Origin of the sequence: Streptococcus oralis (assembly GCF_001075675.1) — a bacterium.
GTDB classification, from domain to species: Bacteria; Bacillota; Bacilli; order Lactobacillales; family Streptococcaceae; genus Streptococcus; species Streptococcus oralis_V.
On sequence record NZ_JUNW01000055.1, the window covers coordinates 60,794 to 83,360 of the forward strand.

At 41.7% G+C, this 22,567-nt stretch carries 24 protein-coding genes and 2 pseudogenes; 2 read left to right on the forward strand and 24 right to left on the reverse strand.

The features are described from left to right. Positions 1–51 precede the first annotated feature (51 nt). The 12 genes and pseudogenes from ADM50_RS09730 to ybeY form a co-directional block, all read right to left on the reverse strand. Positions 52–384, reverse strand: a pseudogene (locus ADM50_RS09730) (IS30 family transposase); the annotation flags it as partial. Between the two features lie 113 nt (positions 385–497). After that, a complete protein-coding gene (gene tehB / locus ADM50_RS08100; RefSeq protein ID WP_049485255.1) occupies positions 498–1,358 on the reverse strand; it encodes an SAM-dependent methyltransferase TehB in 861 nt (286 codons plus the stop codon). A 14-nt stretch (positions 1,359–1,372) separates the two neighbouring features. After that, the gene (gene smpB / locus ADM50_RS08105; protein WP_001051743.1) at positions 1,373–1,840 is read right to left on the reverse strand and encodes an SsrA-binding protein SmpB; all 468 of its coding nucleotides are present in this window, start codon (positions 1,838–1,840) and stop codon (positions 1,373–1,375) included. After that, complete coding sequence (gene rnr, locus ADM50_RS08110; protein ID WP_049485257.1) at positions 1,803–4,145, reverse strand: ribonuclease R; 2,343 nt, start codon at positions 4,143–4,145, stop codon at positions 1,803–1,805. Before rnr ends, smpB begins: the two co-directional genes overlap by 38 nt. A 203-nt stretch (positions 4,146–4,348) precedes the next feature. Continuing rightward, a complete protein-coding gene (secG, locus tag ADM50_RS08115; RefSeq protein ID WP_000282517.1) occupies positions 4,349–4,582 on the reverse strand; it encodes a preprotein translocase subunit SecG in 234 nt (77 codons plus the stop codon). A gap of 39 nt (positions 4,583–4,621) precedes the next feature. After that, positions 4,622–4,771, reverse strand: coding sequence for a 50S ribosomal protein L33 (rpmG, locus tag ADM50_RS08120; RefSeq protein ID WP_007519517.1), 150 nt, complete (start codon positions 4,769–4,771; stop codon positions 4,622–4,624). Beyond that, the gene (pmrA, locus tag ADM50_RS08125; RefSeq protein WP_049485259.1) at positions 4,771–5,970 is read right to left on the reverse strand and encodes a multidrug efflux MFS transporter PmrA; all 1,200 of its coding nucleotides are present in this window, start codon (positions 5,968–5,970) and stop codon (positions 4,771–4,773) included. The genes rpmG and pmrA overlap by 1 nt, the downstream gene beginning before the upstream one ends. Further along, a complete protein-coding gene (gene coaE / locus ADM50_RS08130; protein ID WP_049485261.1) occupies positions 5,957–6,562 on the reverse strand; it encodes a dephospho-CoA kinase in 606 nt (201 codons plus the stop codon). Before coaE ends, pmrA begins: the two co-directional genes overlap by 14 nt. Next, on the reverse strand, positions 6,562–7,386 hold the full coding sequence (mutM, locus tag ADM50_RS08135; protein WP_049485263.1) for a DNA-formamidopyrimidine glycosylase: 825 nt from the start codon (positions 7,384–7,386) through the stop codon (positions 6,562–6,564). The genes coaE and mutM overlap by 1 nt, the downstream gene beginning before the upstream one ends. A 48-nt stretch (positions 7,387–7,434) precedes the next feature. After that, positions 7,435–8,334, reverse strand: a complete 900-nt coding sequence (gene era / locus ADM50_RS08140; protein ID WP_000143280.1) for a GTPase Era — start codon at positions 8,332–8,334, stop codon at positions 7,435–7,437. A gap of 16 nt (positions 8,335–8,350) precedes the next feature. After that, entirely contained in the window at positions 8,351–8,746 is a 396-nt protein-coding gene (locus tag ADM50_RS08145; protein ID WP_049485266.1) for a diacylglycerol kinase family protein, read from the reverse strand. Continuing rightward, positions 8,727–9,224, reverse strand: coding sequence for an rRNA maturation RNase YbeY (gene ybeY, locus ADM50_RS08150; protein ID WP_000275172.1), 498 nt, complete (start codon positions 9,222–9,224; stop codon positions 8,727–8,729). The genes ADM50_RS08145 and ybeY overlap by 20 nt, the downstream gene beginning before the upstream one ends. Before the next feature lie 104 nt (positions 9,225–9,328). Between ybeY and pavA the strand changes: the two genes are divergently transcribed. Next, positions 9,329–10,984 (forward strand): Rqc2 family fibronectin-binding protein PavA, encoded by a 1,656-nt coding sequence (gene pavA / locus ADM50_RS08155; protein ID WP_049485267.1) that lies wholly within the window; start codon positions 9,329–9,331, stop codon positions 10,982–10,984. Positions 10,985–11,016: 32 nt separating this feature from the next. Here pavA and deoD read toward each other — a convergent pair whose 3' ends face one another. From deoD to ADM50_RS08195, 8 genes and pseudogenes are all read right to left on the reverse strand, one after another. After that, positions 11,017–11,727: a purine-nucleoside phosphorylase gene (gene deoD, locus ADM50_RS08160; RefSeq protein ID WP_000022092.1), complete on the reverse strand. Its 711-nt coding sequence runs from the start codon at positions 11,725–11,727 to the stop codon at positions 11,017–11,019. 353 nt (positions 11,728–12,080) lie between these two features. Then, positions 12,081–12,890, reverse strand: a complete 810-nt coding sequence (locus ADM50_RS08165; protein ID WP_049485269.1) for a purine-nucleoside phosphorylase — start codon at positions 12,888–12,890, stop codon at positions 12,081–12,083. Next, a pseudogene (locus tag ADM50_RS08170) lies at positions 12,891–13,446 on the reverse strand (DUF1697 domain-containing protein); the annotation flags it as partial. It lies immediately after the preceding gene. 1 nt (position 13,447) lies between these two features. Next, positions 13,448–14,659, reverse strand: a complete 1,212-nt coding sequence (locus tag ADM50_RS08175) for a phosphopentomutase (protein ID WP_049479720.1) — start codon at positions 14,657–14,659, stop codon at positions 13,448–13,450. 23 nt (positions 14,660–14,682) lie between these two features. Next, positions 14,683–15,366 carry a ribose-5-phosphate isomerase RpiA gene (gene rpiA, locus ADM50_RS08180; protein ID WP_049485273.1) on the reverse strand — a complete coding sequence of 228 codons (684 nt, stop codon included), beginning with the start codon at positions 15,364–15,366 and terminating at the stop codon, positions 14,683–14,685. 105 nt (positions 15,367–15,471) lie between these two features. Next, positions 15,472–16,401, reverse strand: a complete 930-nt coding sequence (locus ADM50_RS08185; protein ID WP_049485274.1) for a peptidase U32 family protein — start codon at positions 16,399–16,401, stop codon at positions 15,472–15,474. Positions 16,402–16,526: 125 nt separating this feature from the next. Beyond that, entirely contained in the window at positions 16,527–17,207 is a 681-nt protein-coding gene (locus tag ADM50_RS08190; protein WP_049485275.1) for an ABC transporter ATP-binding protein, read from the reverse strand. A gap of 13 nt (positions 17,208–17,220) precedes the next feature. Next, entirely contained in the window at positions 17,221–18,276 is a 1,056-nt protein-coding gene (locus tag ADM50_RS08195) for an ABC transporter permease (RefSeq protein WP_049485277.1), read from the reverse strand. A 384-nt stretch (positions 18,277–18,660) separates the two neighbouring features. Between ADM50_RS08195 and ADM50_RS08200 the strand changes: the two genes are divergently transcribed. Then, entirely contained in the window at positions 18,661–18,945 is a 285-nt protein-coding gene (locus ADM50_RS08200) for a DUF3270 domain-containing protein (protein WP_001276160.1), read from the forward strand. 63 nt (positions 18,946–19,008) lie between these two features. Here the strand turns inward: ADM50_RS08200 and ADM50_RS08205 are convergent, their stop codons facing one another. From ADM50_RS08205 to ADM50_RS08220, 4 genes are all read right to left on the reverse strand, one after another. Continuing rightward, positions 19,009–20,346 carry a sensor histidine kinase gene (locus ADM50_RS08205; protein WP_000482348.1) on the reverse strand — a complete coding sequence of 446 codons (1,338 nt, stop codon included), beginning with the start codon at positions 20,344–20,346 and terminating at the stop codon, positions 19,009–19,011. After that, a complete protein-coding gene (gene ciaR / locus ADM50_RS08210; RefSeq protein ID WP_000590630.1) occupies positions 20,336–21,010 on the reverse strand; it encodes a two-component system response regulator CiaR in 675 nt (224 codons plus the stop codon). Before ciaR ends, ADM50_RS08205 begins: the two co-directional genes overlap by 11 nt. A gap of 130 nt (positions 21,011–21,140) precedes the next feature. Then, positions 21,141–21,596: a hypothetical protein gene (locus ADM50_RS08215; RefSeq protein WP_049485279.1), complete on the reverse strand. Its 456-nt coding sequence runs from the start codon at positions 21,594–21,596 to the stop codon at positions 21,141–21,143. A gap of 157 nt (positions 21,597–21,753) precedes the next feature. Next, positions 21,754–22,557, reverse strand: coding sequence for an SDR family NAD(P)-dependent oxidoreductase (locus tag ADM50_RS08220; protein WP_049485280.1), 804 nt, complete (start codon positions 22,555–22,557; stop codon positions 21,754–21,756). Between the last annotated feature and the right edge of the window lie 10 nt (positions 22,558–22,567).

Consider the following 22,567-nt stretch of genomic DNA (forward strand, 5'->3'; position numbering starts at 1 on the left):
CTTTCATTTTTTGTCAGCAATTTAAGAACAAATCAAATTGTTCAGTTCAAGTTAGCCATTAAGAAGAATTTCTCTGAGCGACTTGTAGTACAAGCATTTTTTAGAATAGTTGTTGATCCAATTTTCGAGGAAGGCGACTTCTTTAGGAGTCGCTTTATTAGTTCCTTTAGGTAACCATCTACGAATGAGCCTGTTGTGATCTTCATTAGTTCCCCTTAACCAAGAAGCATAGGGGTGTGGATAATAGATATGCTCCTTAGAAAACACATTAGACAAGTGGTTGAATCCTGTTCAATTATCTGTCGTGATGGAAAGAATTTAATGCTGTTTTAAGATGAATTTTAGAGCCTGATTGACAGACTCAGCGCTTTTATTTGAAATCAATAGGACTGTCTCACGTTTGATTTCAGTATGGACAGTTTAAAGAGCTCTTTTCCAAGTAAAGAAGCAATTTTTCTATTTGATACCCCTTCTTTTTTCCCGACCTTCATGTATGTTTATTTTACTTTTTTAGCTAACATGGTCGCAAATCGGAGTTGAATGCGATTACCATTTTCATCACGACGGTGCAGATGTCCTGGGTTTTCATTATACTTGACCAATTCCCAATCCTTGTAGTAGTCCGCCAACTCCCCTTCTTTAAAAGTGAATGGGAAATTAACCGAGCAAGGATAATCCTCTGTATCCATGGCACAGACGATAAGATTGTAACCACCGACCGTGGTGTGCTCCTGCATATTTTGGATAATAGCTGGAATGCGGTCCGCTTGAAGAAACATGAGAACAACTGTCGATACGATAAAATCATAGTCTCGGCTAATGCTGGCTGAATTGATATCGTATAGTCCTACAGGCATTTCTAGATCCTCTTGCTCTACGATGCTTTGCAAGATTTCAAGGGACAATTCATTTTGATCAACAGCTGTCACATCAAAACCATTCTGTGCGAGAAAGAGAGAGTTACGTCCTTGACCACAACCCAAATCCAAGGCTCTTCCTGGTTTCACCGTCTGCATAGCCTCTAAGACTTCTGAATGGACTGGATTGGTCTGGTATTTCTTAGGGAAATAATCCTCAGGTTTACAATAAAATTCCAAGTACCATTCTACATCATCAGTGGCAGCCTCTACTCGATGCCAGGCTTGCGGTTGTGCCATGGGATTGTCAGCTCCTGCCTCAAAGAGGTGCTCAGCTAGAACCTCACCATCTTCAGTCAACTCAATAAACTTGAGAGCACCCTTCAAGACAGTAATTTTTCCCCAAGTGCCGACTTTAGTATTGTGTTTTTGCTGAACTGCTTCAGGCATGGTCTGTTTATTCCACAAGGGCATCCGTTTATAGGCAATTAATTTTTCCATTTTACTTCCTCTTCTTAACGCTGGTTGACAGCTTTCATCACACGCGCGATGTCGCGGTTTTGTTCACGACGCTTGATTGACTCCCGTTTGTCATAGTCATGTTTCCCTTTAGCAAGTCCTAAAAGAAGCTTGGCATAGCCATCTTTGAGATAGACTTTAAGGGGAACAAGGGTCATTCCTGTCCCTTTGGTCTCTTGTTCCAATTTTTGAATTTGCTTCTTATGGAGCAGGAGTTTACGACGGCGTTCTGGTTCCTGGTTCCAGATATTGCCCTCTTCGTAAGGGGCAATATGAACATTGCTCAGCCAGACTTCCCCATTTTTTACTTGGGCAAAGCCGTCCTTGAGATTGATTCGAGCAGCTCGAACGCTCTTGATTTCCGTTCCTGTCAGGACCATTCCTGCCTCTAGCGTATCTACGATTGTATAGTCGTGGTGCGCCTTTTTATTTTGTGCGACGACCTTTCCCTCGCCCTTTGCCATACTTGGCTCCTTTCTTAGCTACTTCCTTGTAAAAAGGTTTCTTGCCTTTTTTCTTTTTATCTTTTTGTGAATGCTTGTGCTTATCATTTGAGCGTCCTGATTTTCTCTTGTCTTCCTTCTTATCTGAACGACGCCCTCTATCCTTACGACCAGAGCCTTTCAAACCTTTTTCAATGACATCAAATTCACTTGGAATAAAGGAGAAATCAATCTCGCCAGTCATCTTATCCGCTCTTTCAACTCGAATGCGAATCTGCTGTCCTACACGGAAGGTTGTGCCTGATTTCTCCCCACGGAGAGTTAAATCTCGCTCATTGAAATGATAAAATTCAGGCAAATTGGTAATGTGAATCAAGCCCTCAACTGTATTCGGCAATTCAACAAAGAGACCGAACTTGACGATGCTGGATACAACTGCATCGTACTCTTCGCCAACATATTCTTCCATGTACTCAGCCTTTTTCATGGCTTCGACTTCACGCTCAGCCTCGATGGCACGACGCTCTCGGTTGGAAGACTGTGTTGCAATCTCTGGAATCACTTGCTCAAAATGCTCTGCTATTTCCTTGGAACGCCCATAGTCGCGAATCATCCGGTGAACCAAGAGATCTGGGTAACGGCGAATCGGACTGGTAAAGTGAGTATAGTAGTCTGCAGCAAGACCATAGTGACCGTGATTATGCTCTGAATAACGAGCCTGCTGCATGGAACGGAGAAGCATCATGGATAATACATCCGCATAGGGCTCTCCCTCAACCGCACGCATGATATCTTGAAGGGCCTCCTGGCTAATCTCACTGGCAGTCCCATAAATTCGCAATCCAAAGCTCGAAGCGTAATCAATAAACTTCTGAACTTTTTCTGCCTTAGGCTCCTCATGAATCCGATAGATAAAAGGTAGGTCCAGCTTGCTAAAGTGCTCGGCAACTGTTTCGTTGGCAATCAGCATGAAGGACTCAATCATCCGTTCCGCAACACCACGCTGACGAAGAACGATATCAACTGGCTTGCCTTTTTTATCTACTAAAATCTTAGCTTCGCTGGTATCAAAATTGAGAGCTCCACGTTTCTCACGCATGTTTTCTAGCCTTTCGTGAAGCTTGGCCATGAGCTCGATACTAGGAACAATTTTCTTAAACTCTTGTCTCTTCTCCTCGTCACCAGCTAGGATATCATTAACAGCGCTATAGGTCATACGAAAACTAGTCTTGATAACTGTTTGTGTAATGGTGTAGTTGACCACACGACCATGTTTATCAATTTCCATAATGGCAGACTGGGTCAGGCGGTCAACTTGTGGATTGAGGGAGCAGATACCATTTGACAAACGCTCTGGAAGCATTGGAACCACTCGGTCTGTTACATAGACAGAAGTCGCGCGGTTAAGAGCTTCCTTATCAAGGGCAGAACCCTCGGTCACATAGTAGGAAACATCTGCAATGTGAACTCCGAGTTCTAGATTCCCATTTTTCAAGGCCTTGATATGCACTGCGTCGTCCAAGTCCTTAGCATCCGCACCGTCAATAGTAAAGGTAATCTCATCTCTCAAATCAAGACGCCCCTCCATATCCTTTTCTGAAGGAGCATCAGGCACACTTTCCGCCTCTTTGAGAACAGCCTCTGGAAATTCAGAGACAATATCCATAGACTCCAAAACTTCAAGGACATCAATCCCAGCATCAGTAGAGTGACCCACTACATCCAGTACACTAGCGACAAAGAAATCGTGTTTTCTACTTGGGTATTTGTCAATAAAGACCTTGAGAACCTCTGTCCCTTCAAGTTTGAGGGCTGGTTTCTTCACATAAATAGGTTGGCTGATTTTTTGATTTTTGGAACGAATATAGCCCGCATACTTGGGCTTTTCCTGATCTAGAACGATTTGGCCGACAACGGTTGTCAGGCTGTGTTCTAGGATATCAATTATTTTGGCTTCTGCTGCCGTTCCCTTGTTACGATCAGCAACTTTCTTAATGACCACCTCAACGGTATCGCCATCAATGGCATAGTTGACATCATTTTTTCCTACAAAAAGATCGTCCTCTTCGCCTTCTAGGCTGACAAAGCCAAAGCCATTCTTATGGGCATGAAAAATCCCTTTGAGGGTAATTTCATGTTTCTTCTTTTGGTCCAGACATAAACTACCATCATCTTCAAAACGGATCTGGTGCTTTCTTTCCATCAGAGACAGGGTTTTAATCAACTCACGGAAATCCTTGGACCCATCCTTTCCGAGAGCCTGAGCCAGGTCATTTACCGTCACTCGCCCCTTCTCTTGCAAATATTCTTTAATTTTATCTTTCATGTTTTCTTTCTAGATTTTTTAATTTTCTTTTACTGTAAGACCTTCTCAAACATCATTTAATACTCAATAAAAATCAAAGAGCAAACTAGAAAGCTAGGCGCAGGCAGTACTGGAGTACGACAAGCCGACGCTGACGTGGTTTGAATTTGATTTTTGAAGAGTATAAAAATAAAAATAGGCAAAGACCTAGTCCTGCCCATTTCTTATCTACTTGATAATACCGTCAACGCTAAGGCAATGGCTAGCCAGAAAAAGACTAAAATACCTGTCAAACGTTGCATCACAGCTTCAAAACCACGTGCTTTACTACGTTCAAACAAATCACCTGAGCTGGCATCAAATACATTGCTGGATTGGTTCTTAGTTGGTTGCATGAAAATCGCAATCACAATCACAACAGATAATACTAATAAAATGGTTAATAATAGGTTATACATATCAAACTCCTTAAAATCCCTATTATTTTACCATAAATTCTACTTAGATTCAAGATGTAAAGTTACTTTTCTTTCCTTTGGACAATATTTTAACACCTCAATCTTGTCTGGATGGGTTTTGGAGTTCTTACTGGTTAGATAATTCATGCTGCCACAAGAGGAGCACTTGAGATTGATTTTTACTCGCACTAGATTTCCTTTACTTTTAATAATGATCTAAATTGTACTAAGTTGCATAAACAACTGAAAGCTACACAGGCTGCTGTCGCATAAAAGACAGCATGGTAGCCCAAATATCCTGCAACTGCGGATCCCGCCATAGGTCCGATCACTCCACCAAGGTAAAAAAAGACTTGGTTGAAGGCGAAAATCCTTGAAATACCTGATTTCGGAGTCATTTTGCTAAGAAGGGCATTGACACCTGGTATGAGAGCTCCCGTTCCCAAACCAAAGAGAAAACGATACAAGCCAAGTTGAAGGGGGCTGGTTGCATGGGCACAAAGAAGGTAAATGATGACGGAATAAATCTGCGCTGCAACTAACAATCTATGATTCCCTACCTTATCGCCAAGTTTTCCTAGAATTCCAGCACTCATCATGCTAGAAAATCCCATACTGGATACGATCAATCCTGATACAAAGAGGAGATTCTCAGTCTGCCCTAAGTCCCGCACATAGAGAGCTAAAATGGGGCCAATTGATTGAGCTGAAAATTGAATGACAAAGCTCGTCAAAAATAGATTCACTAAAAGCCTAGGATACTTGAAAGAAGAAAATACTTCTTTCGTTGGGATAGCCTTCTCCTTAGCTACTGGCTGAAAATCTTCCTTGATAAAGAAAATGGTTAGGATTGCAGCTAAAAATAAGAAAGCACCTACCAATAAAAAGACATTACGAATGCCAAAAATTTCAGCAATAAAGCCCCCAACAAAGGGACCCGTCAATGTTCCTGCAACTACACCTGTAGATAGAGTTCCCAGAGCCGCTCCAGACTTATCTTTAGGTACCTGACTAGCAATCAAGGCTGTTGCATTGGGGACAAATCCAGTAAATACACCATTGAGCAAGCGCAAAAAGAGTAGCCAATAGATATTTGGCACGAAGGCCAAACCTCCCATAGCGATGGTCATGGCAAGACCCGCTCGAATCATCATGGGTTTTCGACCATATTTGTCAGCAAGAATACCCCAGATGGGAGAAACTAGAGCTGCTGAAACAGCCGAAACTGAGATGGCTAATCCAGCATAAAAAGCAACTTGGTCTCCTTCAATTCCCAACTGCTCTACAAAGATAGGCATGAAAGGAACGACCAAGGAAATGCTGGCGCCCGTTAGAAAACTACCGAACCAGGCGACACGAAGATTCTCTTTCCAACTAATCTCTTGCACAGCTATCGCCTCCTTCAAGTAACTTCACTACTTGACTCACAAGCTGATCACGACTGCCATTATTGTCTAATATATGGCTCGCCAATTTTTTCTTTTCTTCTAAAGACCACTGAGTTGCCAGACGGGACTCTGCTACTTCCTTAGAAAGATGATCCCGTTTCATGAAACGTTCCACCTGAACATCACGGTTCACATAGACCAGCCATGTTTCATCAAACCAGGTGGCATAGTCCTGTTCAAAAAGCAGGGGAATATCCATGAAAAAAATCGTTTCTGTCTGAGTCAACTGGTCTCTCAGTGCAGCCAATTCCTCACGAATAATCTTTCCTTGGGTTTGCTTAGACCATTCCCGCTCCTCAGGATTTGAGAAGATGAGACTAGCCAGGAGAGGGCGATTGAGTTCTCCATTTTCTAAGATAATTTCTTGCCCAAAGTGCTGAACTAAGAGCTGATAAAGACGATCACCAGGTTTTTGTAGATCATGGACTACTGCGTCAGCATCCACCACTTGAAAGCCTTTCTCTCTTAGGAAATTTGTCACAGTTGACTTACCTGAAGCAATACCTCCTGTGACTCCGATGATTTTTCCCATCAGTCCCTCCTTTGACACTGAGGACAAAAATGAGTTCCCCTTCCGCCAAGCTGGAATTTCTCAATGATGGCGCCACAGCGCGAACATGCTTGTCCAGTCTTATCATAGACCTGATGGAAGTCCTGCATGGTTCCGTCTTCCCCAAAGGCATTGGTATAGGTTCTAATGGTGGAACCGCCCTTTTCGACTGCCTGTCCCAAAACAGCAATGGTCTGGTCATGAATAGCTGACGCTTCTTCTGCCGTCAAAGTCTGGGAAAGTCTAGCTGGATGAATCTGAGCTCGCCAGAGAACCTCATCCACATAGATATTGCCAAGGCCAGCTACCAAGGTCTGGTCTAGGAGATGGGATTTGATAGGCTTTTTAGACTTGGCTAGGGCAGATTGAAAGACCTGCAAATCAAAGTCCTGCTCTCTTGGCTCAGGACCTAGTTTCTTAGAAATAAAGTAGGCATCCAAAAGGTCGGGTGCCAATAGTTCCATAGTACCAAACTTGCGTACGTCCTCATATACAAGAGTGCCGCCATCCTCAAAATGAATGAAAACATGGGCATGCTTGCGTTCTGGAACTTGGTCCGGATAGTAAAAATACTTGCCCTCCATCCGCAAATGAGAAATCAAGACCTTGTCTGTCAAGTAGAAAAGCAAATATTTTCCACGACGCCCCATGGACTCAATTACTTGACCAGGCACTTCCTTTCGAAACTCTTCCAAATCCGTCTTAATCATCTTGGGATAAGCAATCTCTACACTCGAAATCTTCTTTCCCAAAATCAATTTTTCTAAGCCACGACGAACCGTTTCAACCTCAGGTAATTCAGGCATAAATCCTCCTTCTGTAAAAACAAGAAGCAGGCATGAGCCCACCTCTACTTAGTATTCTTTTTCATTATAGCCAAAGTCAGCCAAATCTAGCTTTTTATCACGCCAATTTTTCTTGACCTTGACCCAAGTTTCTAGGAAAACCTTATCCCCTAGCATGAGTTCGATATCACGACGAGCCATAGTCCCAATTTTCTTGAGCATAGCGCCACCTTTTCCGATGATAATGCCCTTTTGGCTATCTCGCTCCACCATGATGGTTGCACGGATGTGAACCTTGTCTGTCTCTTCATCCCGTTTCATAGAGTCAACCACTACAGCAACTGAGTGTGGAATCTCTTCACGTGTCAAATGAAGAACCTTCTCACGAATCATTTCTGAAACCAAGAAACGCTCAGGATGATCTGTGATTTGATCAGCTGGGAAATACTGGAAACCTTCCTCTAGATTTTCACTCAAAATATCGATTAGTCGAGAAACGTTATTTCCCTGAAGGGCTGAGATAGGAACAATTTCCTTAAAGTCCATCTGGTTGCGGAAGTCATCAATCTGAGACAAAAGCTGGTCTGGATGAACCTTGTCAATCTTATTCACCACCAGAATCACAGGAACCTTGGCAGCTTTCAGGCGTTCGATAATCATATCGTCGCCCTTACCACGTGGCTCATCAGCTGGCACCATGAAAAGAACGGTATCCACTTCACGAAGGGTGCTGTAGGCAGATTCCACCATGAAATCCCCAAGAGCTGTTTTAGGCTTGTGAATTCCTGGTGTGTCGATAAAGACGATTTGCTCCTTATCTGTGGTGTAAATCCCCATGATTTTATTGCGCGTTGTCTGCGCCTTGTCACTCATAATGGCAATCTTTTGCCCCATGACGTGATTTAAAAAGGTTGACTTCCCAACATTGGGACGCCCTAAAATGGCTACAAAGCCTGATTTAAATGTCATAATTTCCTCTTATAGTTTAAAATAGTATATCCCAAATGCGTGGGATAAAGATAAGTGCACCAATCACTGCAGCAAGAAGGGAAACCACTAGTACGGCACCAGCCGCCATGTCCTTGGCTTTCTTCGCTAACATAGAAAAGTGATAGTGACTGGCTAAATCCACTACATTTTCAATAGCAGAGTTAATAATTTCAAAGGCTACTACCAAGAAAATGCTCATTAGGAGAAAGAGCCATTCAATGCGTGACACCTGAAAAACAAAACCTGCAAGGATGACTACTAGAGCCGTCACTGCATGTTTTCGCATATTGCGTTCTTCCTTGATGGCAGTTAGAATTCCTGTTAGGGCAAATTCTAAACTGGATACCAGGTCACGATTTTTCCATTTTCGTTTATTGTCTTGTGAGTCCATAGGCTGTCAAAATTTCTTCTTGTAAACCGAACATCTCCGCTTCTTCTTCCGGAGTGTAGTGATCGTAGCCGTTAATGTGTAAAAAGCCGTGTACTGCCAAGAAGCCCATTTCACGCTCAAAGCTGTGGCCATATTCCTCGGCCTGCTCATGCGCTTTATCGATAGAGATGAAAAGTTCCCCAATATAGGCATCAAACTCAGACATCATTTCTGCTAATTCAGGATTTTCAAGCAGATCTTCCTCATCAAAGGAGATGTCCAATTCTGGCTTATACTCAAGGCTGATGACATCCGTTGGACGATCTGTATCACGGTACTCGAGGTTGAGTTCGTGGCTACGCTCGTTGGTCACAAAAGTAACTGCCATCTCCTTGTCTTCTTTTCCTATTTTTTGGGCAGCAAATTCCAAAATTTCTTGGGTTTGTTGCAAGATTTCTTGTGAAACTTGACCAGTTTCATCTACCATTTCAATATACATGTACTTCTCGATTCTCTTTACTTGGCTTTATTATACCATATTTCCATGATTTTATTCTACCTTTTTGATATAATACTATGGAATACAATCACAAGGAGAGAACGATGTCATTTGACGGATTTTTTTTACACCACATGGTTGAGGAATTGCGAAGCGAGTTGGTCAATGGTCGCATTCAGAAAATCAATCAGCCTTTTGAACAAGAATTGGTCTTGCAAATCCGCAGCAATCGCCAAAGCCATCGCCTGCTCCTTTCTGCCCATCCTGTTTTTGGACGCATCCAGCTGACCCAAACGACTTTTGAAAATCCAGCCCAACCTTCTACTTTTATCATGGTTTTGAGAAAGTATTTGCAGGGTGCCCTGATTGAGTCGATTGAGCAAGTCGAAAACGACCGTATCGTGGAAATTACCGTTTCCAATAAAAACGAGATTGGGGACCATATCCAGGCTACCTTGATTATCGAGATTATGGGCAAACACAGCAATATTCTACTAGTCGATAAAAGCAGCCATAAAATCCTCGAAGTTATCAAACACGTCGGCTTTTCACAAAATAGCTACCGCACCTTACTTCCAGGATCGACCTATATCGCTCCGCCAAGCACCGAATCTCTCAATCCTTTTACTGCCAAAGATGAAAAACTCTTTGAAATCTTGCAAACCCAAGAACTAACAGCCAAAAATCTTCAAAGTCTCTTTCAAGGTCTAGGACGAGATACGGCAAACGAATTGGAAAGACTCTTGGTTCGTGATAAACTTTCTACCTTCCGTAACTTTTTCAGTCAAAAAACCAAGCCATGCTTAACAGAGACTTCCTTCAGTCCAGTTCCTTTTGCGAATCGTGTAGGAGAGCCTTTTGCCAGTCTTTCGGATCTCTTAGATACCTATTATAAGGATAAGGCCGAGCGCGACCGCGTTAAACAGCAAGCCAGTGAACTCATTCGTCGTGTTGAAAATGAGCTTCAAAAAAATCACCATAAGCTTAAAAAACAAGAAAAAGAGTTACTAGCGACAGACAATGCTGAGGAATTTCGCCAAAAAGGAGAATTGTTGACAACCTTCCTCCACCAAGTTCCGAATGACCAAGATCAGGTTACCTTGGACAACTACTACACCAATCAACCTATCACCATTGCTCTTGATAAGGCCCTGACTCCCAGTCAGAATGCTCAACGCTATTTTAAGCGTTACCAGAAACTCAAAGAAGCTGTCAAATACCTTACTGATCTGATTGAGGAAACCAAGGCAACCATTCTTTATCTAGAAAGTGTGGAGACTGTGCTCAACCAAGCTGGACTAGAAGAAATCGCTGAAATACGTGAAGAATTGATTCAAACTGGCTTCATCAGAAGACGCCAACGCGAGAAAATTCAGAAACGCAAAAAACCAGAACAGTATCTGGCGAGCGATGGCAAAACCATTATCTATGTCGGTCGAAACAACCTTCAAAATGAGGAATTGACCTTTAAAATGGCCCGCAAGGAGGAACTCTGGTTCCATGCCAAGGACATTCCTGGAAGTCATGTCGTCATCTCAGGAAATCTCAATCCTTCTGACGAAGTCAAGACAGATGCAGCCGAACTAGCTGCCTACTTCTCCAAAGGGCGTTTGTCAAATCTCGTGCAAGTGGATATGATTGAAGTCAAGAAACTCAACAAACCAACAGGAGGAAAACCCGGATTTGTAACCTACACAGGACAAAAGACCCTCCGTGTCACACCAGATCCAGAAAAAATCGCATCTATGAAAAAATCCTGATTCCACTTGAAATCAGGATTTTCGTTTACAATTTACTCTGCAATCAAGGTTTCCAAACCAACCTTCATCATATCGGTGAAGGTATTTTGGCGTTCTTCTGCCGTAGTGTCTTCATCTGGATTGACCAAGCTATCAGAAATGGTCATGATAGCAAGTGCATCGACGTGGTGTTGGGCAGCAAGATAGTAAAGAGCTGCTGCTTCCATTTCCACAGCCTTGACTCCCCATTTACCAAGCTCGATGTTCTTTTTAAAGTAGTTTGAGTAAAAGACATCTGATGACAAAACGTTCCCAACGTGGGTGGTCATACCTAGTTCTTTGGCGATATGGTAGGCCTTGTCTAGCAAGTCAAAACTAGCGATTTGTGGGAAATCATACTGTGGCCAGTCGTTGCGGATGATGTTTGAGTTGGTTGCAGCTGCTTGCGCCAAAACCAATTCACGGACATGAACATCCTCGTTTAACGAACCCGCAGTTCCCACACGGATCAATTTCTTTACACCGTAGTCCACAATCAACTCACGCGCATAAATCGAAATGGATGGCATCCCCATCCCAGTTCCCATGACCGATACACGGTGACCCTTGTAAGTACCAGTGTAACCAAACATGTTACGCACTTCGTTAAAACAAACAGCATCTTCAAGGAAGTTTTCCGCAATAAATTTCGCACGAAGAGGATCCCCAGGAAGAAGAATTTTATCAGCAATTTCACCCTGCTGAGCAGCAATATGGATAGACATAGTTTATGATACAAAGAGCGAGAAGAAAACGACTGAAAATTAGGAATTTGACGAGAAATCCTGATTTCTCAGTCAGATTATCTATTTTCCGAGTTTTCCGCTAGTGTTCAAATTAGAACACTTCGCTCTACCTTTCTTTTTGTATATTTAGGATAGCTACAGAGAACAAAGGAAAAATAGGAAACTGACGACACATCGCAGATGTTAGACAGTTTATCTTTTTTACACAGTTCTCCGCCCGTATTCAGTTCAACAAATACGGTTTACCCATCCTTTCTTTTATTGTTATGAAAGATTTTCCGCTCGTGTTCAAATCAGAACACTTCACTCTACCTTTCTATGATAAGTATTCATTACAATTCAGCAAGAATCGCTTTAAGCAAGCCTTTGAAGTCACCTTTAACACGTTCAGTCACTTCTACAACTTCTTCGTGGTTGAGTTCTTCTTGGAAACCAGCAGCATGGTTAGTAATACATGAAATACCAAGAACTTTCAAACCTGAGTGAGCTGCAACAATAACTTCAGGAACAGTAGACATACCAACTGCATCTGCTCCCAATGTCTTATAGGCACGAATTTCTGCTGGGGTTTCATAAGTCGGACCTGTTACACCAATATAGACACCTTCATCAAGCTTGATACCAAGTTTCTTAGCCACTTCATGGGCAATAGCACGGTATTCTGGAGTGTAGGCTTTAGACATATCTGGGAAACGTGGACCAAAATCATCCAAGTTTTCACCCATCAATGGGTTTTGCCCCGTCATATTGATATGGTCTGAGATAGCCATCAAGGTACCAGGACCAAATCCAATACCTCCAGCTGCATTGGTTACAATGACACCTTCACATCCGAGGACTTTCATCACACGTACTGGGAAAGTCACGACTTCAAGAGGATTTCCCTCGTAGAAATGGAAACGACCTTGAAGAGCCAAGACTTTTCGACCTGCAAGTTCTCCATATACCAATTTACCAGCGTGACCGACTACTGTAGAGCGCCCCCAGTTTGGAATGTCTGCATAATCTACTACAACTGGATTTTCGATTTCTTCTGCCAATTCTCCAAGTCCTGATCCAAGGATTAGACCGAACTCAGGCGCTTGGATTCCCTTGTCTTTCAGGAAAGCAGCTGTTTCCTTGATTTTATCTAAAAATGTCATTGTGTGTCCTTTATTATTTTTTTAGCATTTGACCAATTTTGTCAAAGGTTTTTGCATTGCGAATGGTGATGTTGCGATAAAAAGGCATCTTGAGCAAGTACTTGTGATAGGCAGTTGCATAGTAGGATTCTTCAGAAAATTTCCCCCAGAAAATCCCAAGTCTTCCAAAATGAACCACTTCATCTTTCAGTTCCAAACTGTTCACTTTCTCGATGACTTGATCCACATCCAAGCCCTCCGTGTAAAAGAGGACATCCTTTCGTGCTAAATCTTTGGTCCACCAATCTGGCAAATTCTTTAGCTCTGCCTCATAGTCTTCCTGACTCAGCAAAGAAAAGCTCTGAATAAATGGATAATGGACTGCAAAGAAATCCTCTAACTTTTCAACCAATTGGGCTTTGGCATCTGTCGAAGTAAAGAAAATATTGCCACTGTTGATGTAGGTATCAACTTTTTCCACTCCCAACTCTGTCAATTCTTGACGAAGTTGCGACATAACAACCTTATTTTTCCCACCGACATTAATGCCCCTTACCAGTAAAGCATAGTGTGTCATCTTATACCAATTTATCTAAGAAACTTTCCCCAATCATGGCAGTTTCAACACCAAAGTTATCCGCAACTGTCGCTGAGATATCTGCAAAATGTCCAACTGGAATGACACCATTTCCCTTAAAGCTAGGGCTGTAAGCTAAAAGTGGGATATATTCACGAGTGTGGTCTGTTCCTGCATAGGTTGGGTCATTTCCATGGTCAGCAGTAATCAAGAGAAGGTCATCCTCTCTCATGGCAGCGATAATTTCAGGCAAGCGTTCATCAAACTCATGCAAGCAATCACGGTAACCATGAGCATTGCGACGGTGGCCGTAAAGGGCATCAAAGTCAACTAAGTTTGTGAAGGAGAATCCTTTTTCAAATTCAGCAAGTCCCATGGTCTTCAATAATGTATCAATTCCGTGGCTGTTTGACTTGTTGTGGCCCATGTCATGATTGATACCAGCTCCGTTAAAGATATCGTTGATTTTACCAACAGCGTAAGTATCGATACCTGCTTCGTTCAATTTATCCAAAACAGTTGGTGCAAATGGAGATACGGCCAAGTCACGACGATTTGCCGTACGAGTGAAGTTACCTGGTTCACCAACATATGGACGGGCAATGATACGACCTAGAAGGGCTGGGCGCTCAAGGGTAATCGAACGAGCGTATTCACAAATACGATAAAGTTCATCTAAAGGAATGATATCTTCGTGGGCAGCAATCTGCAAAACTGGGTCAGCTGAAGTATAGATAATCAACTCCCCAGTTTCCATTTGACGTGGCCCAAAATCGTCAATAACAGCTGTACCTGAGTACGGTTTGTTGGCTTCACGAATGACCTTGCGTCCTGAAAATTCTTCGATCTTTGTCAAGATTTCTTCTGGGAATCCGTTCCAGAAAGTATCGAAAGGCTCGGTAATGTTGAGTCCCATGATTTCCCAGTGACCAGTCATTGTATCCTTACCAAGGGAAACTTCTTCCAATTTTGTTGCATATCCTGTTGGATTGCTTTCAGCTGGTACAGTCTTTAGAGGAGTTTCGCGAGGAATATTTCCTAGACCGATTTTAGCCATGTTTGGCACATTCAAACCAACTGTTTTGGAAATGTGTCCTAGTGTGTCAGAAGCTCCATCTGGAACCCCTGCATTGACAAAGTTATTGGCATCTGGCGCAGCACCGATTCCCACAGAATCCAGTACCACCAAGTGAATACGATTAAATTTTGACATAGTGTATCTCCTTATTATGTTGATTAGTTTGCTTTTGTTGAAGTTAAAATCTGAACACCATCTCGTCCCGCTACGATGACCTTATCCACCATTTGGTTGAACAAGCCATGCTCTACGACACCAACGATATGGTCCAATTCTTGCCCAAAGGCAATCGGATCTTCAATGACATCCAAGGCTAGGTCAATGATAAAGTTACGCATATCGGTCACAAAACGTTGGCCGTCTTTTTCACGGAAACTTGGTTTGTAGCCAGCTCGCTCAAATCGACGAAAGACCTGTTCTGCACCATACTGAACCACTTCTACTGGCAATTTAAAAGCACCTAGTTTCTCTACCAGTTTGCTTTCATCTACCACCCAAATGTATTCTTTTGAGGACGTTGCGACAACCTTCTCCATCAGAAGGGCACCACCACCGCCTTTGATTCCGTTGAACTGGCCATCTACTTCATCCGCCCCGTCAACCGTCACATCGACAAAGTCTACTTGATCAATCGACTTGAGCGGGATGTTAAGACCTTCAGCATGTTTACTGGTCACACTGGAAGTCGTTACAGCAGTAATCTGCAAACCTTCTTCCTTAATCCGACGGCCAATTTCTTCTACGAAATAGTAGGCAGTAGAGCCCGTTCCAAGTCCGACTACCATGCCATCCTTGACAAACTCAGCAGCCTTGATACCTGCCATTTTCTTCAGATTTTCCACTCAAACACCTCCATTAAAGAGCTATTTTTATTATAACATGTATCCGTTTTTATTTCATGGATACACTGGAAAAACCCGAACATTTTTATTTCGGGTTTTGGTGTCCTATTTAACCATATCAGGATCGTAATCATAGAATCCTGTGTCGAGGAAACGGTTTTTAGGGTGTAACTTGCGCACTTCCTCATCTAACAAGAAAGCTTGGTCATGGCTGAAATTCCCTTCTTGGATCAAGCCACGCGCTTGGATAAAGAGTTTTGCAATCTCAACAAAGTTTTGACCTGGGGTGTAAAGTCCTTCAAGTTTCCAATGAGTAAAACCATGCTCCACCAACTCTGTCAATTTAGTCATCAAATCAAGGTCATTGTTGGCAAAGATGTGGGTACCATGATTATCTTCAAAGATAGAATAATGGCTCTCAGGGTCACTCGGTTCTGCTAAGAAGAGGTCACGTTTACGTGTCTTTTCATCATCGATATGCGTAAAGTTATAGTAGTTTTGCAAGAGCGGACGCTTAGAATGGTGAATGACACTAGCTCCGTAAACCAACACTTCAGCAGGAATTTCCAAAATCTCAGGCATCTTGAAGAGCTCAGCGGATGGAATTTCACGCGCCAAAACCGCCTCAGATGCGCCTGCCTTTTGACCCCAGAAGTTAATCTGACGACTGCTTGTCACCATGGTTGAAGCATCGTAAATGGTTTTAAAGGAATAGCCATCACGGTTGACCACGTAAAAGACACCTGCATCTCCTACTGTAATATAGTCTGTCTTGATTTCTTCCAAGAAGTCTAGAAAAGGCTTGATTCGGTCCATCATATCTTGGTGCATGAGGGCATTAACCGCGACAATCAATTCCTTGTCTGCTTCATGAACCAACTTAGCGATGGTGCGTAAGTCTTCATAACTAAAAGTCGTTGGCAGACGAAGGCCAAAATCTTTCTCACCAACATAGATACGGTCTACGCCAGCTTCGAGTAACTGTTCAACTTGTTCAATACTTTCAGCAGTTGCTGTAATGATAATCTTTTCCATAAGAAAAATTATACCACATTTCTCAAAAATCAGCTATGGTTACTGAGAGTTTCAGAAAAAGTTAAACTTGTTTCTATCTTTCCCAATCAAAAAAATGAACAGTAACTTGTACCATTCACTCTATTTTATGCATGTGTTTCTTCAACTAGGTGGCCATCATTCATGACATAAATACGGTCAACCTTATCAAGAAGGCGTGTATCATGTGTAATCATGACAACTCCTCTGCCTTGTTCATGGGCAATGGCAGCCAGCATCTCCGTTACTTGGTAAGCACGCTCAGTGTCTAGACTAGCTGTCGGCTCATCTGCAAGAACGATACTCGGATTGTTATAGAGCGCTCTAGCAATCGCGGCACGTTGACGTTCGCCACCTGATAGAGCCTTGGGATACTGATCTTGTACTTTTTCCAAATCCAACAAGTTAAAGAGTTCTTTTCGGTCACTTTTACTATTTTTTCCCTTATCTAGTTTGTCAATCAAATCCAGCTGTTCCTTGACCGTTAGAAACGGAATTAGGTTTGAAGCCTGAAGAATGAAACCAAACTCTCTAAAACGGAGATCTGTTTTTTCCTTCTCCGTCAAACTGCCTGTTTCCTTCCCTTTGACTAGAATCTTTCCACTCGATGCTTCCTGAAGTTGTCCTAGAGTTGTTAGAAAGGTCGTCTTTCCAGATCCAGAAGGCCCGACGATAGCCACGAACTCTCCCGCATTTAGCTGAAAATTCGTCTCATGCAGAGCTACGACTTTCATCTTTCCTTCCCCGTAGGTTTTTGTCACTTGAGTCATTTCAATCAATGCTGTCATACTATTCTCCTTATCACTCTGCAATCGCAGTAATCGGGTCCACCTTTAGCAAGCGTGGAAGGGAAATGACACCACCTAGAAGGGCCATCAAGGAAATTACCAAACTTAGGACTGAGTAGGCTATCCAACTTGGATAGAAAAAGAAGGTAGCTGGTAAGACTGAAATCACTCCTCCGATTGCCAGCAAGGCTAAAGCAATCCCCATACCAGCTAGGAGGAAGATTTGACAGAAAAGAGACCATACAATGGTTTTGATCTGTATCCCCTGAGCCCGCATTATTCCATAAAGACCTAGTTTTTGGATGGTAATGATATAAACAAAAATCCCCACAATCAAGCCTGTAATGACAATCATAGCAAGAATCATTCCCGAAAATACATTCACCTGAGGTGTGTAACCAGGGATTTTCGATATCATTTTTGGAATGGAAATCTGTTTCAGTCCATCGCCAGACACTTCTATGTCATTTTTCAATACCAAGGCAGAGATGGAACGATTGGCTTTCAAAGTTCCTTGTAAGGTCCAATAAGTTGTCAGACTCGTAAAGACAACAGGCTCGGTGAAAAACTTATTTCCTTGGGTCAGGCCTACAATCTTATAACCTGTCTCGCTTCCATTGAGCTGAATGGCATCACCTAACTTCATTCCATAGTTCTCAAAGGACTGATCCACGACAACCTCATCATCTCCTTCTGGGTACCTTCCCTCCGTCAAACTAGGAGAGATAAAAGAGTCCCAGTTTTGAGCAAAGATGGAAACGTTGATCTTTTCACTACCATCGACTAGATTGGTCACAGCAAACATATAGCCCAATGGAGCAGCCTCTTCAGAACTCTTATCCTTGTAGTCCTTTTCAGGAATAAAAGATGCCGTCAAATTATCATTTGCGTAGTCAGATAAAACCACCCCCGTCGCTTGCCAATTATCAATAGCTGCTCGGTTGTTTCGCACAAGACCGAGAGCTAGACTGGTCATAAAAAAGACCATAAAAGCGATAAGAAAAATGGTCGTTAAGATCAAACTATATCGAAGTTTGTTTCGCAATATCTCTTTGATAGCAAGATACATGCTTATCTCCTTTTACTTTTCCCAGAGGTAGCAAGAATGCCACCCAGTCCAATAGACAGAATCTCTGTCTTATCATCCATTCAAAACAACTCCTACCAACACTCTTCAAAAGTATCCAGGTAGCAACTTAACAAATCATCTTAGGAAAAAGCCTCAGCTTGCTATCAATTTATATAAGTTATCCTTTCCTTTCTCAGTATATTTATAAAAGAGAAGGTCAGGTCATCTGTTTTAAGTGTAACATCCATGCTATCATTTTCCCTTGTAGGTGTCAAGAGAGCGACTTAGAAGTTGATAAGAGACTTTAGTAGTTTTGTAACAATTCTGTAATAATTCTCTGCATAAAAAATGATAAAATAGTTATGTACTGTTAAGGAGAGAATCATGTCCGCAAGAAAACTAGAAGCATATGAGTTTGAACAAGCTCCCGAATCGAAACAAACTCCGCTTTACCAAGATTACACACCTGAAGCCCCAGTCGGCCCTAACCTAAAAGAGATTTTATTTTTTGTAAATATCGCTTGTTTCTGTATTTTTATGGCACTTTTTAGTTTTATCTTTTTAGCTATAAAATTAAATACAGCTTTATCCTTTGTCGCTGCAATGGGTCTTAGTTTTGCCCTTTTACAACTTCAACGAAAGATGATGAAACGAAAATTTTCAAAATAAAGGTTGGTACTACTACCAACCTCTTTTTCAGTTATCTAAAAAGACAGTTATAAAACTGTCTTTTTATTTATTCTTTCGTTTTGAAGGAGATTGAATAGCGATCTTAACTTCAAAAATCGTTCCTTTAGGTTTGTTATCTTTCACGCTAATCGTTCCTCGCAAAGCATCAACAATCTGCTTGGCCAAAGATAGTCCAAGACCAAAGCCACCTTTCTGACGGGTTCTCGCCTTGTCCACACGGTAAAATCGGTCAAAGATTTTCTTCTTGTCAGGAGCTGAAATTCCAATTCCGTTATCCGTTACTGTTAGATAGAGGTGGCGATCTGTAGCATGAACTACAAACTCAATTTTCCCATCTTCTTCTGTATACTTGATGGCATTGTCAAACAAGATGGTCATGAGTTGTTTTAGGAGCAACTGATCGGTCATAAAGGGACGATAAATCCGATTTTCATACTCAAAAATACGATCATTTTCAGAAGCAATCAACTCATAGTTAGCAAAGGTTGTTTTAAAGAATTGCGGAGAAACTTCTGCTATTTCTGGTTTGATTCCATCATCGCGACGTGCAAGGTTGAGAAGATTGGTCGTGAGGAAACGCATGTTGCGAACTTCTTCAAGACTCGAAGCGATACTTTCACTGGATTCCATAATCGTCGCCTCTGGTTTTCGAAAGAGATTTTCTAACCGATTTTGTAAAACGGCCAAAGGCGTTCTCAGTTCGTGACTGGCATTTTCAACAAAGGACTTCTGCTTTTGCATACTTTCCAGCAAGGGTTTGACACTGACACGTGCCAAGTAAACACTGGCAATTAAAGACAGGAGCCAGAAACTAGCCATGACTACAACAATTAAATGCTCGTGGTTTTGGCTGATTTGCTCGAGCTGGCTGGTATTGATTAAAACCGCCGCATATTTGACGTTGCTTGAAACAGTGGACGAATTTGTTTCCATCAAGATCATTCGGTAGGTTTCTTCCTGACCGTAGCTATTGACAACTTGGATTTGGCGAATGTGATTCAACTCCTTTTTGTCCAGCTTGATCTTGTCCAAACCTAAAAAACGATTGCCCAGTAAGAGTTGGTTAAAATCCTTGTCAAAGAGCAAGACTTCCGTATTGGAGCTGACATTGGGTTTGATTTCAGCCTTGTTGGCATCCGCTGTTGCTGGTTGAATATCCTTAACCTCTTCAGTTGCCCGATTCAGGGCTAACTGGATAACAGCTTGGGGACTGCTACTAAGGGCTTGGAGTTTTTCATCTACAGAAGTGTAGAGACTCGAGTGCATGACTTGGAGGATAATCAAGGTCATCGCAGAGAAGATCAGGGTGAACACTCCAAAGTTTCGAATGAAATAGCTGAAATCATCCGCATACCATGTTTTTTTTAGTTTATTGAACATCTTTTAAAATATACCCGACACTACGCAAGGTTTGAAGATTCTCAGCAAAGGCTGTTCCCTTCAATTTCTTACGAACTTTTGAGACATAGACTTCTACAACGGAAATCGTCGTATCGCTATCAAATCCCCATAGACGGTCAAAAATTTGCGTCTTGGGAAGAATGACATTTTGATTTTGAAGGAAATAAACCAATAACTCAAACTCTTTTCCGAGTAGTTCCACAGGAGTATCTTCCACTTTCACTTCATTCGTTGAAAGGTTAACGACAATATCTCCATAGGTCAAGGTGTTTTCGTTAAACTTACCTGAACGTTTGAGAAGAGCTTGGATCCGCATTTTGAGTTCTTCTAGATAGAAAGGTTTGGTAAGGTAGTCATCCGCTCCCAACTCAAAACCATGTCCCTTGTCATCCAAACTTTCCTTAGCAGTCATGATAAGGACTGGTGTGGTAATTCCTTTTTCGCGCAACTCTTTTAAGACTTGGAAACCATTTTTTTCTGGCAACATCAGGTCAAGCAAAATCAAGTCATAGACGCCACTCTCAGCTTCGTAGAGACCTTCTTCTCCATCAAAAACCTGCATGACATCTGCAAAATCATCTAAAAAGTCAAATACTGAGTTTGACAGACCTAGGTCATCTTCTACTAATAAGATTTTTATCATCAGAAACTCCTCCTGCTATAAGATACTAATCAGCTTCATCTAAGGTTATTATAAAATAAAGAATTTTTGTATCATTCTTTGGATCTTAGTATAATTCTTTAATTATTATATCATGGCTTTAACAAATGGATTAAGATTTTGTAGTGTTTTCTTCATTATTTTGGTTAGAATTGCTATTCTTGTCCTTCGTACTTCCATCTGCATTGGCTGGTTTCTTCTTAGAATTGCTACCGCCTTCTTGATTATTATTTCCTTGCGGTGGCTGTCCTCCTGGCCCTCCAGGACCACCGTTACCGCCAGGACCACCTTGTCCATCTTGACCATTCATTTGAGGTGGCATACCATTGCCATTATTTTGACCCTGTCCTTGAGGCGGTTGTCCACCGTGACTTTGCATATTATTGCCATCTTGATTATCTTGCTGGGTTTTCGATGTTTGAACGGTCGACTGCTGATTTGTTGATTTTTGAGTCAAAGAACCGAATGTATAACCACCAAGCAAGCCGACCACTAAAGAACCACTTGCTACTACTGATAGCCTCCACTTGGTGCTTTTTTCTACAACAATCATTTTCTCTTTATTCATTCTATATATTTGTTTCTGCTTTAAGTTTCTGTGAAAAAATGAAGAAGCTCTACTTCATGAATTCACCACATCCTTTCTTTAGGCTACATACATCTTAATTATTTTTTCTTAAAGAATACTAAAAGATGAGAAAATTCTTAGAAAAATAATAGAAAATTTATCCAAAATATTTTTTTAAAATACGACCGTATCGTCTCAGTAAAAGATAATCCGCTATTGCTGGGGATAGAAGGTTTAATGTTGTAAAAATCTTTGTACCTTGTCCCATCAAAATCACTCTTTTACGAGATTTTATACCTTTAAGTAAAGCTTGGGTTACTTGATTTGTACTTGATATAGAGATCCCCATTTCTCTCCAAACTGGATGATAAGGCTTTTCTGATGGTGTGTCTGCTGCATTGGGGCAAAAATAAGTTATATGCATCTTTTTCTGCTCCTGTATTAATTCTCGGTTCATTGATTCGATAAAAGAAAAAAGTCCGGCGCGGCTCGCCACATCTACACTATAATAGGGGAAGGCCAGCCTACCATCTGCAAAACCTCCTGAATGCACAATGGTTGCTCCTTTTTGATTTTTTAACAAAGGTAAAAAATGTTTGCTGACAAGGATAGCCCCTATTAGGTTAATCGTCATAGTTTGATTGATCTCCTCCTCAGAGTGAGATAATAAAGATTTTCGTACATCAAATCCCGTTGCATTAATAACAATATCTATATTATCCGACCACTTTTGAACTTCAGACACTGCAACTTTAATAGAAGTTTCATTCGTTATATCTACTGAGCAAATCGGAATCTTGGAAGCAATATTCTCAGAAAAACTGGCTAATTTATTCATATTGCGACCTAAAAGAAATAAATGAGCACCTGCTTGAAAAAAAGCTTGTGTATAGGCTTGTCCCAAATTTCCACTGGCACCAATAATAACGACTCTTTTATTTTTAAAATAATTGTCACCCATAACATACTAC

What these genes read in the sequence shown, in the direction of transcription:
- ybeY (WP_000275172.1), bottom strand. Translation starts at nt 9,224, where the DNA reads ATGTATATTGAAATGGTAGATGAAACTGGTCAAGTTTCACAAGAAATC.
- tehB (WP_049485255.1), bottom strand. Translation starts at nt 1,358, where the DNA reads ATGGAAAAATTAATTGCCTATAAACGGATGCCCTTGTGGAATAAACAG.
- ADM50_RS08190 (WP_049485275.1), bottom strand. Translation starts at nt 17,207, where the DNA reads ATGACAGCATTGATTGAAATGACTCAAGTGACAAAAACCTACGGGGAA.
- ADM50_RS08220 (WP_049485280.1), bottom strand. Translation starts at nt 22,557, where the DNA reads ATGGGTGACAATTATTTTAAAAATAAAAGAGTCGTTATTATTGGTGCC.
- ciaR (WP_000590630.1), bottom strand. Translation starts at nt 21,010, where the DNA reads ATGATAAAAATCTTATTAGTAGAAGATGACCTAGGTCTGTCAAACTCA.
- ADM50_RS08145 (WP_049485266.1), bottom strand. Translation starts at nt 8,746, where the DNA reads ATGGACTCACAAGACAATAAACGAAAATGGAAAAATCGTGACCTGGTA.
- deoD (WP_000022092.1), bottom strand. Translation starts at nt 11,727, where the DNA reads ATGTCTATCCATATTGCTGCTCAGCAGGGTGAAATTGCTGATAAAATT.
- ADM50_RS08200 (WP_001276160.1), top strand. Translation starts at nt 18,661, where the DNA reads ATGTCCGCAAGAAAACTAGAAGCATATGAGTTTGAACAAGCTCCCGAA.
- ADM50_RS08215 (WP_049485279.1), bottom strand. Translation starts at nt 21,596, where the DNA reads ATGAATAAAGAGAAAATGATTGTTGTAGAAAAAAGCACCAAGTGGAGG.
- smpB (WP_001051743.1), bottom strand. Translation starts at nt 1,840, where the DNA reads ATGGCAAAGGGCGAGGGAAAGGTCGTCGCACAAAATAAAAAGGCGCAC.
- coaE (WP_049485261.1), bottom strand. Translation starts at nt 6,562, where the DNA reads ATGGGAAAAATCATCGGAGTCACAGGAGGTATTGCTTCAGGTAAGTCA.
- secG (WP_000282517.1), bottom strand. Translation starts at nt 4,582, where the DNA reads ATGTATAACCTATTATTAACCATTTTATTAGTATTATCTGTTGTGATT.
- rnr (WP_049485257.1), bottom strand. Translation starts at nt 4,145, where the DNA reads ATGAAAGATAAAATTAAAGAATATTTGCAAGAGAAGGGGCGAGTGACG.
- pavA (WP_049485267.1), top strand. Translation starts at nt 9,329, where the DNA reads ATGTCATTTGACGGATTTTTTTTACACCACATGGTTGAGGAATTGCGA.
- era (WP_000143280.1), bottom strand. Translation starts at nt 8,334, where the DNA reads ATGACATTTAAATCAGGCTTTGTAGCCATTTTAGGGCGTCCCAATGTT.
- ADM50_RS08165 (WP_049485269.1), bottom strand. Translation starts at nt 12,890, where the DNA reads ATGACATTTTTAGATAAAATCAAGGAAACAGCTGCTTTCCTGAAAGAC.
- ADM50_RS08195 (WP_049485277.1), bottom strand. Translation starts at nt 18,276, where the DNA reads ATGTATCTTGCTATCAAAGAGATATTGCGAAACAAACTTCGATATAGT.
- ADM50_RS08205 (WP_000482348.1), bottom strand. Translation starts at nt 20,346, where the DNA reads ATGTTCAATAAACTAAAAAAAACATGGTATGCGGATGATTTCAGCTAT.
- ADM50_RS08175 (WP_049479720.1), bottom strand. Translation starts at nt 14,659, where the DNA reads ATGTCAAAATTTAATCGTATTCACTTGGTGGTACTGGATTCTGTGGGA.
- mutM (WP_049485263.1), bottom strand. Translation starts at nt 7,386, where the DNA reads ATGCCTGAATTACCTGAGGTTGAAACGGTTCGTCGTGGCTTAGAAAAA.
- ADM50_RS08185 (WP_049485274.1), bottom strand. Translation starts at nt 16,401, where the DNA reads ATGGAAAAGATTATCATTACAGCAACTGCTGAAAGTATTGAACAAGTT.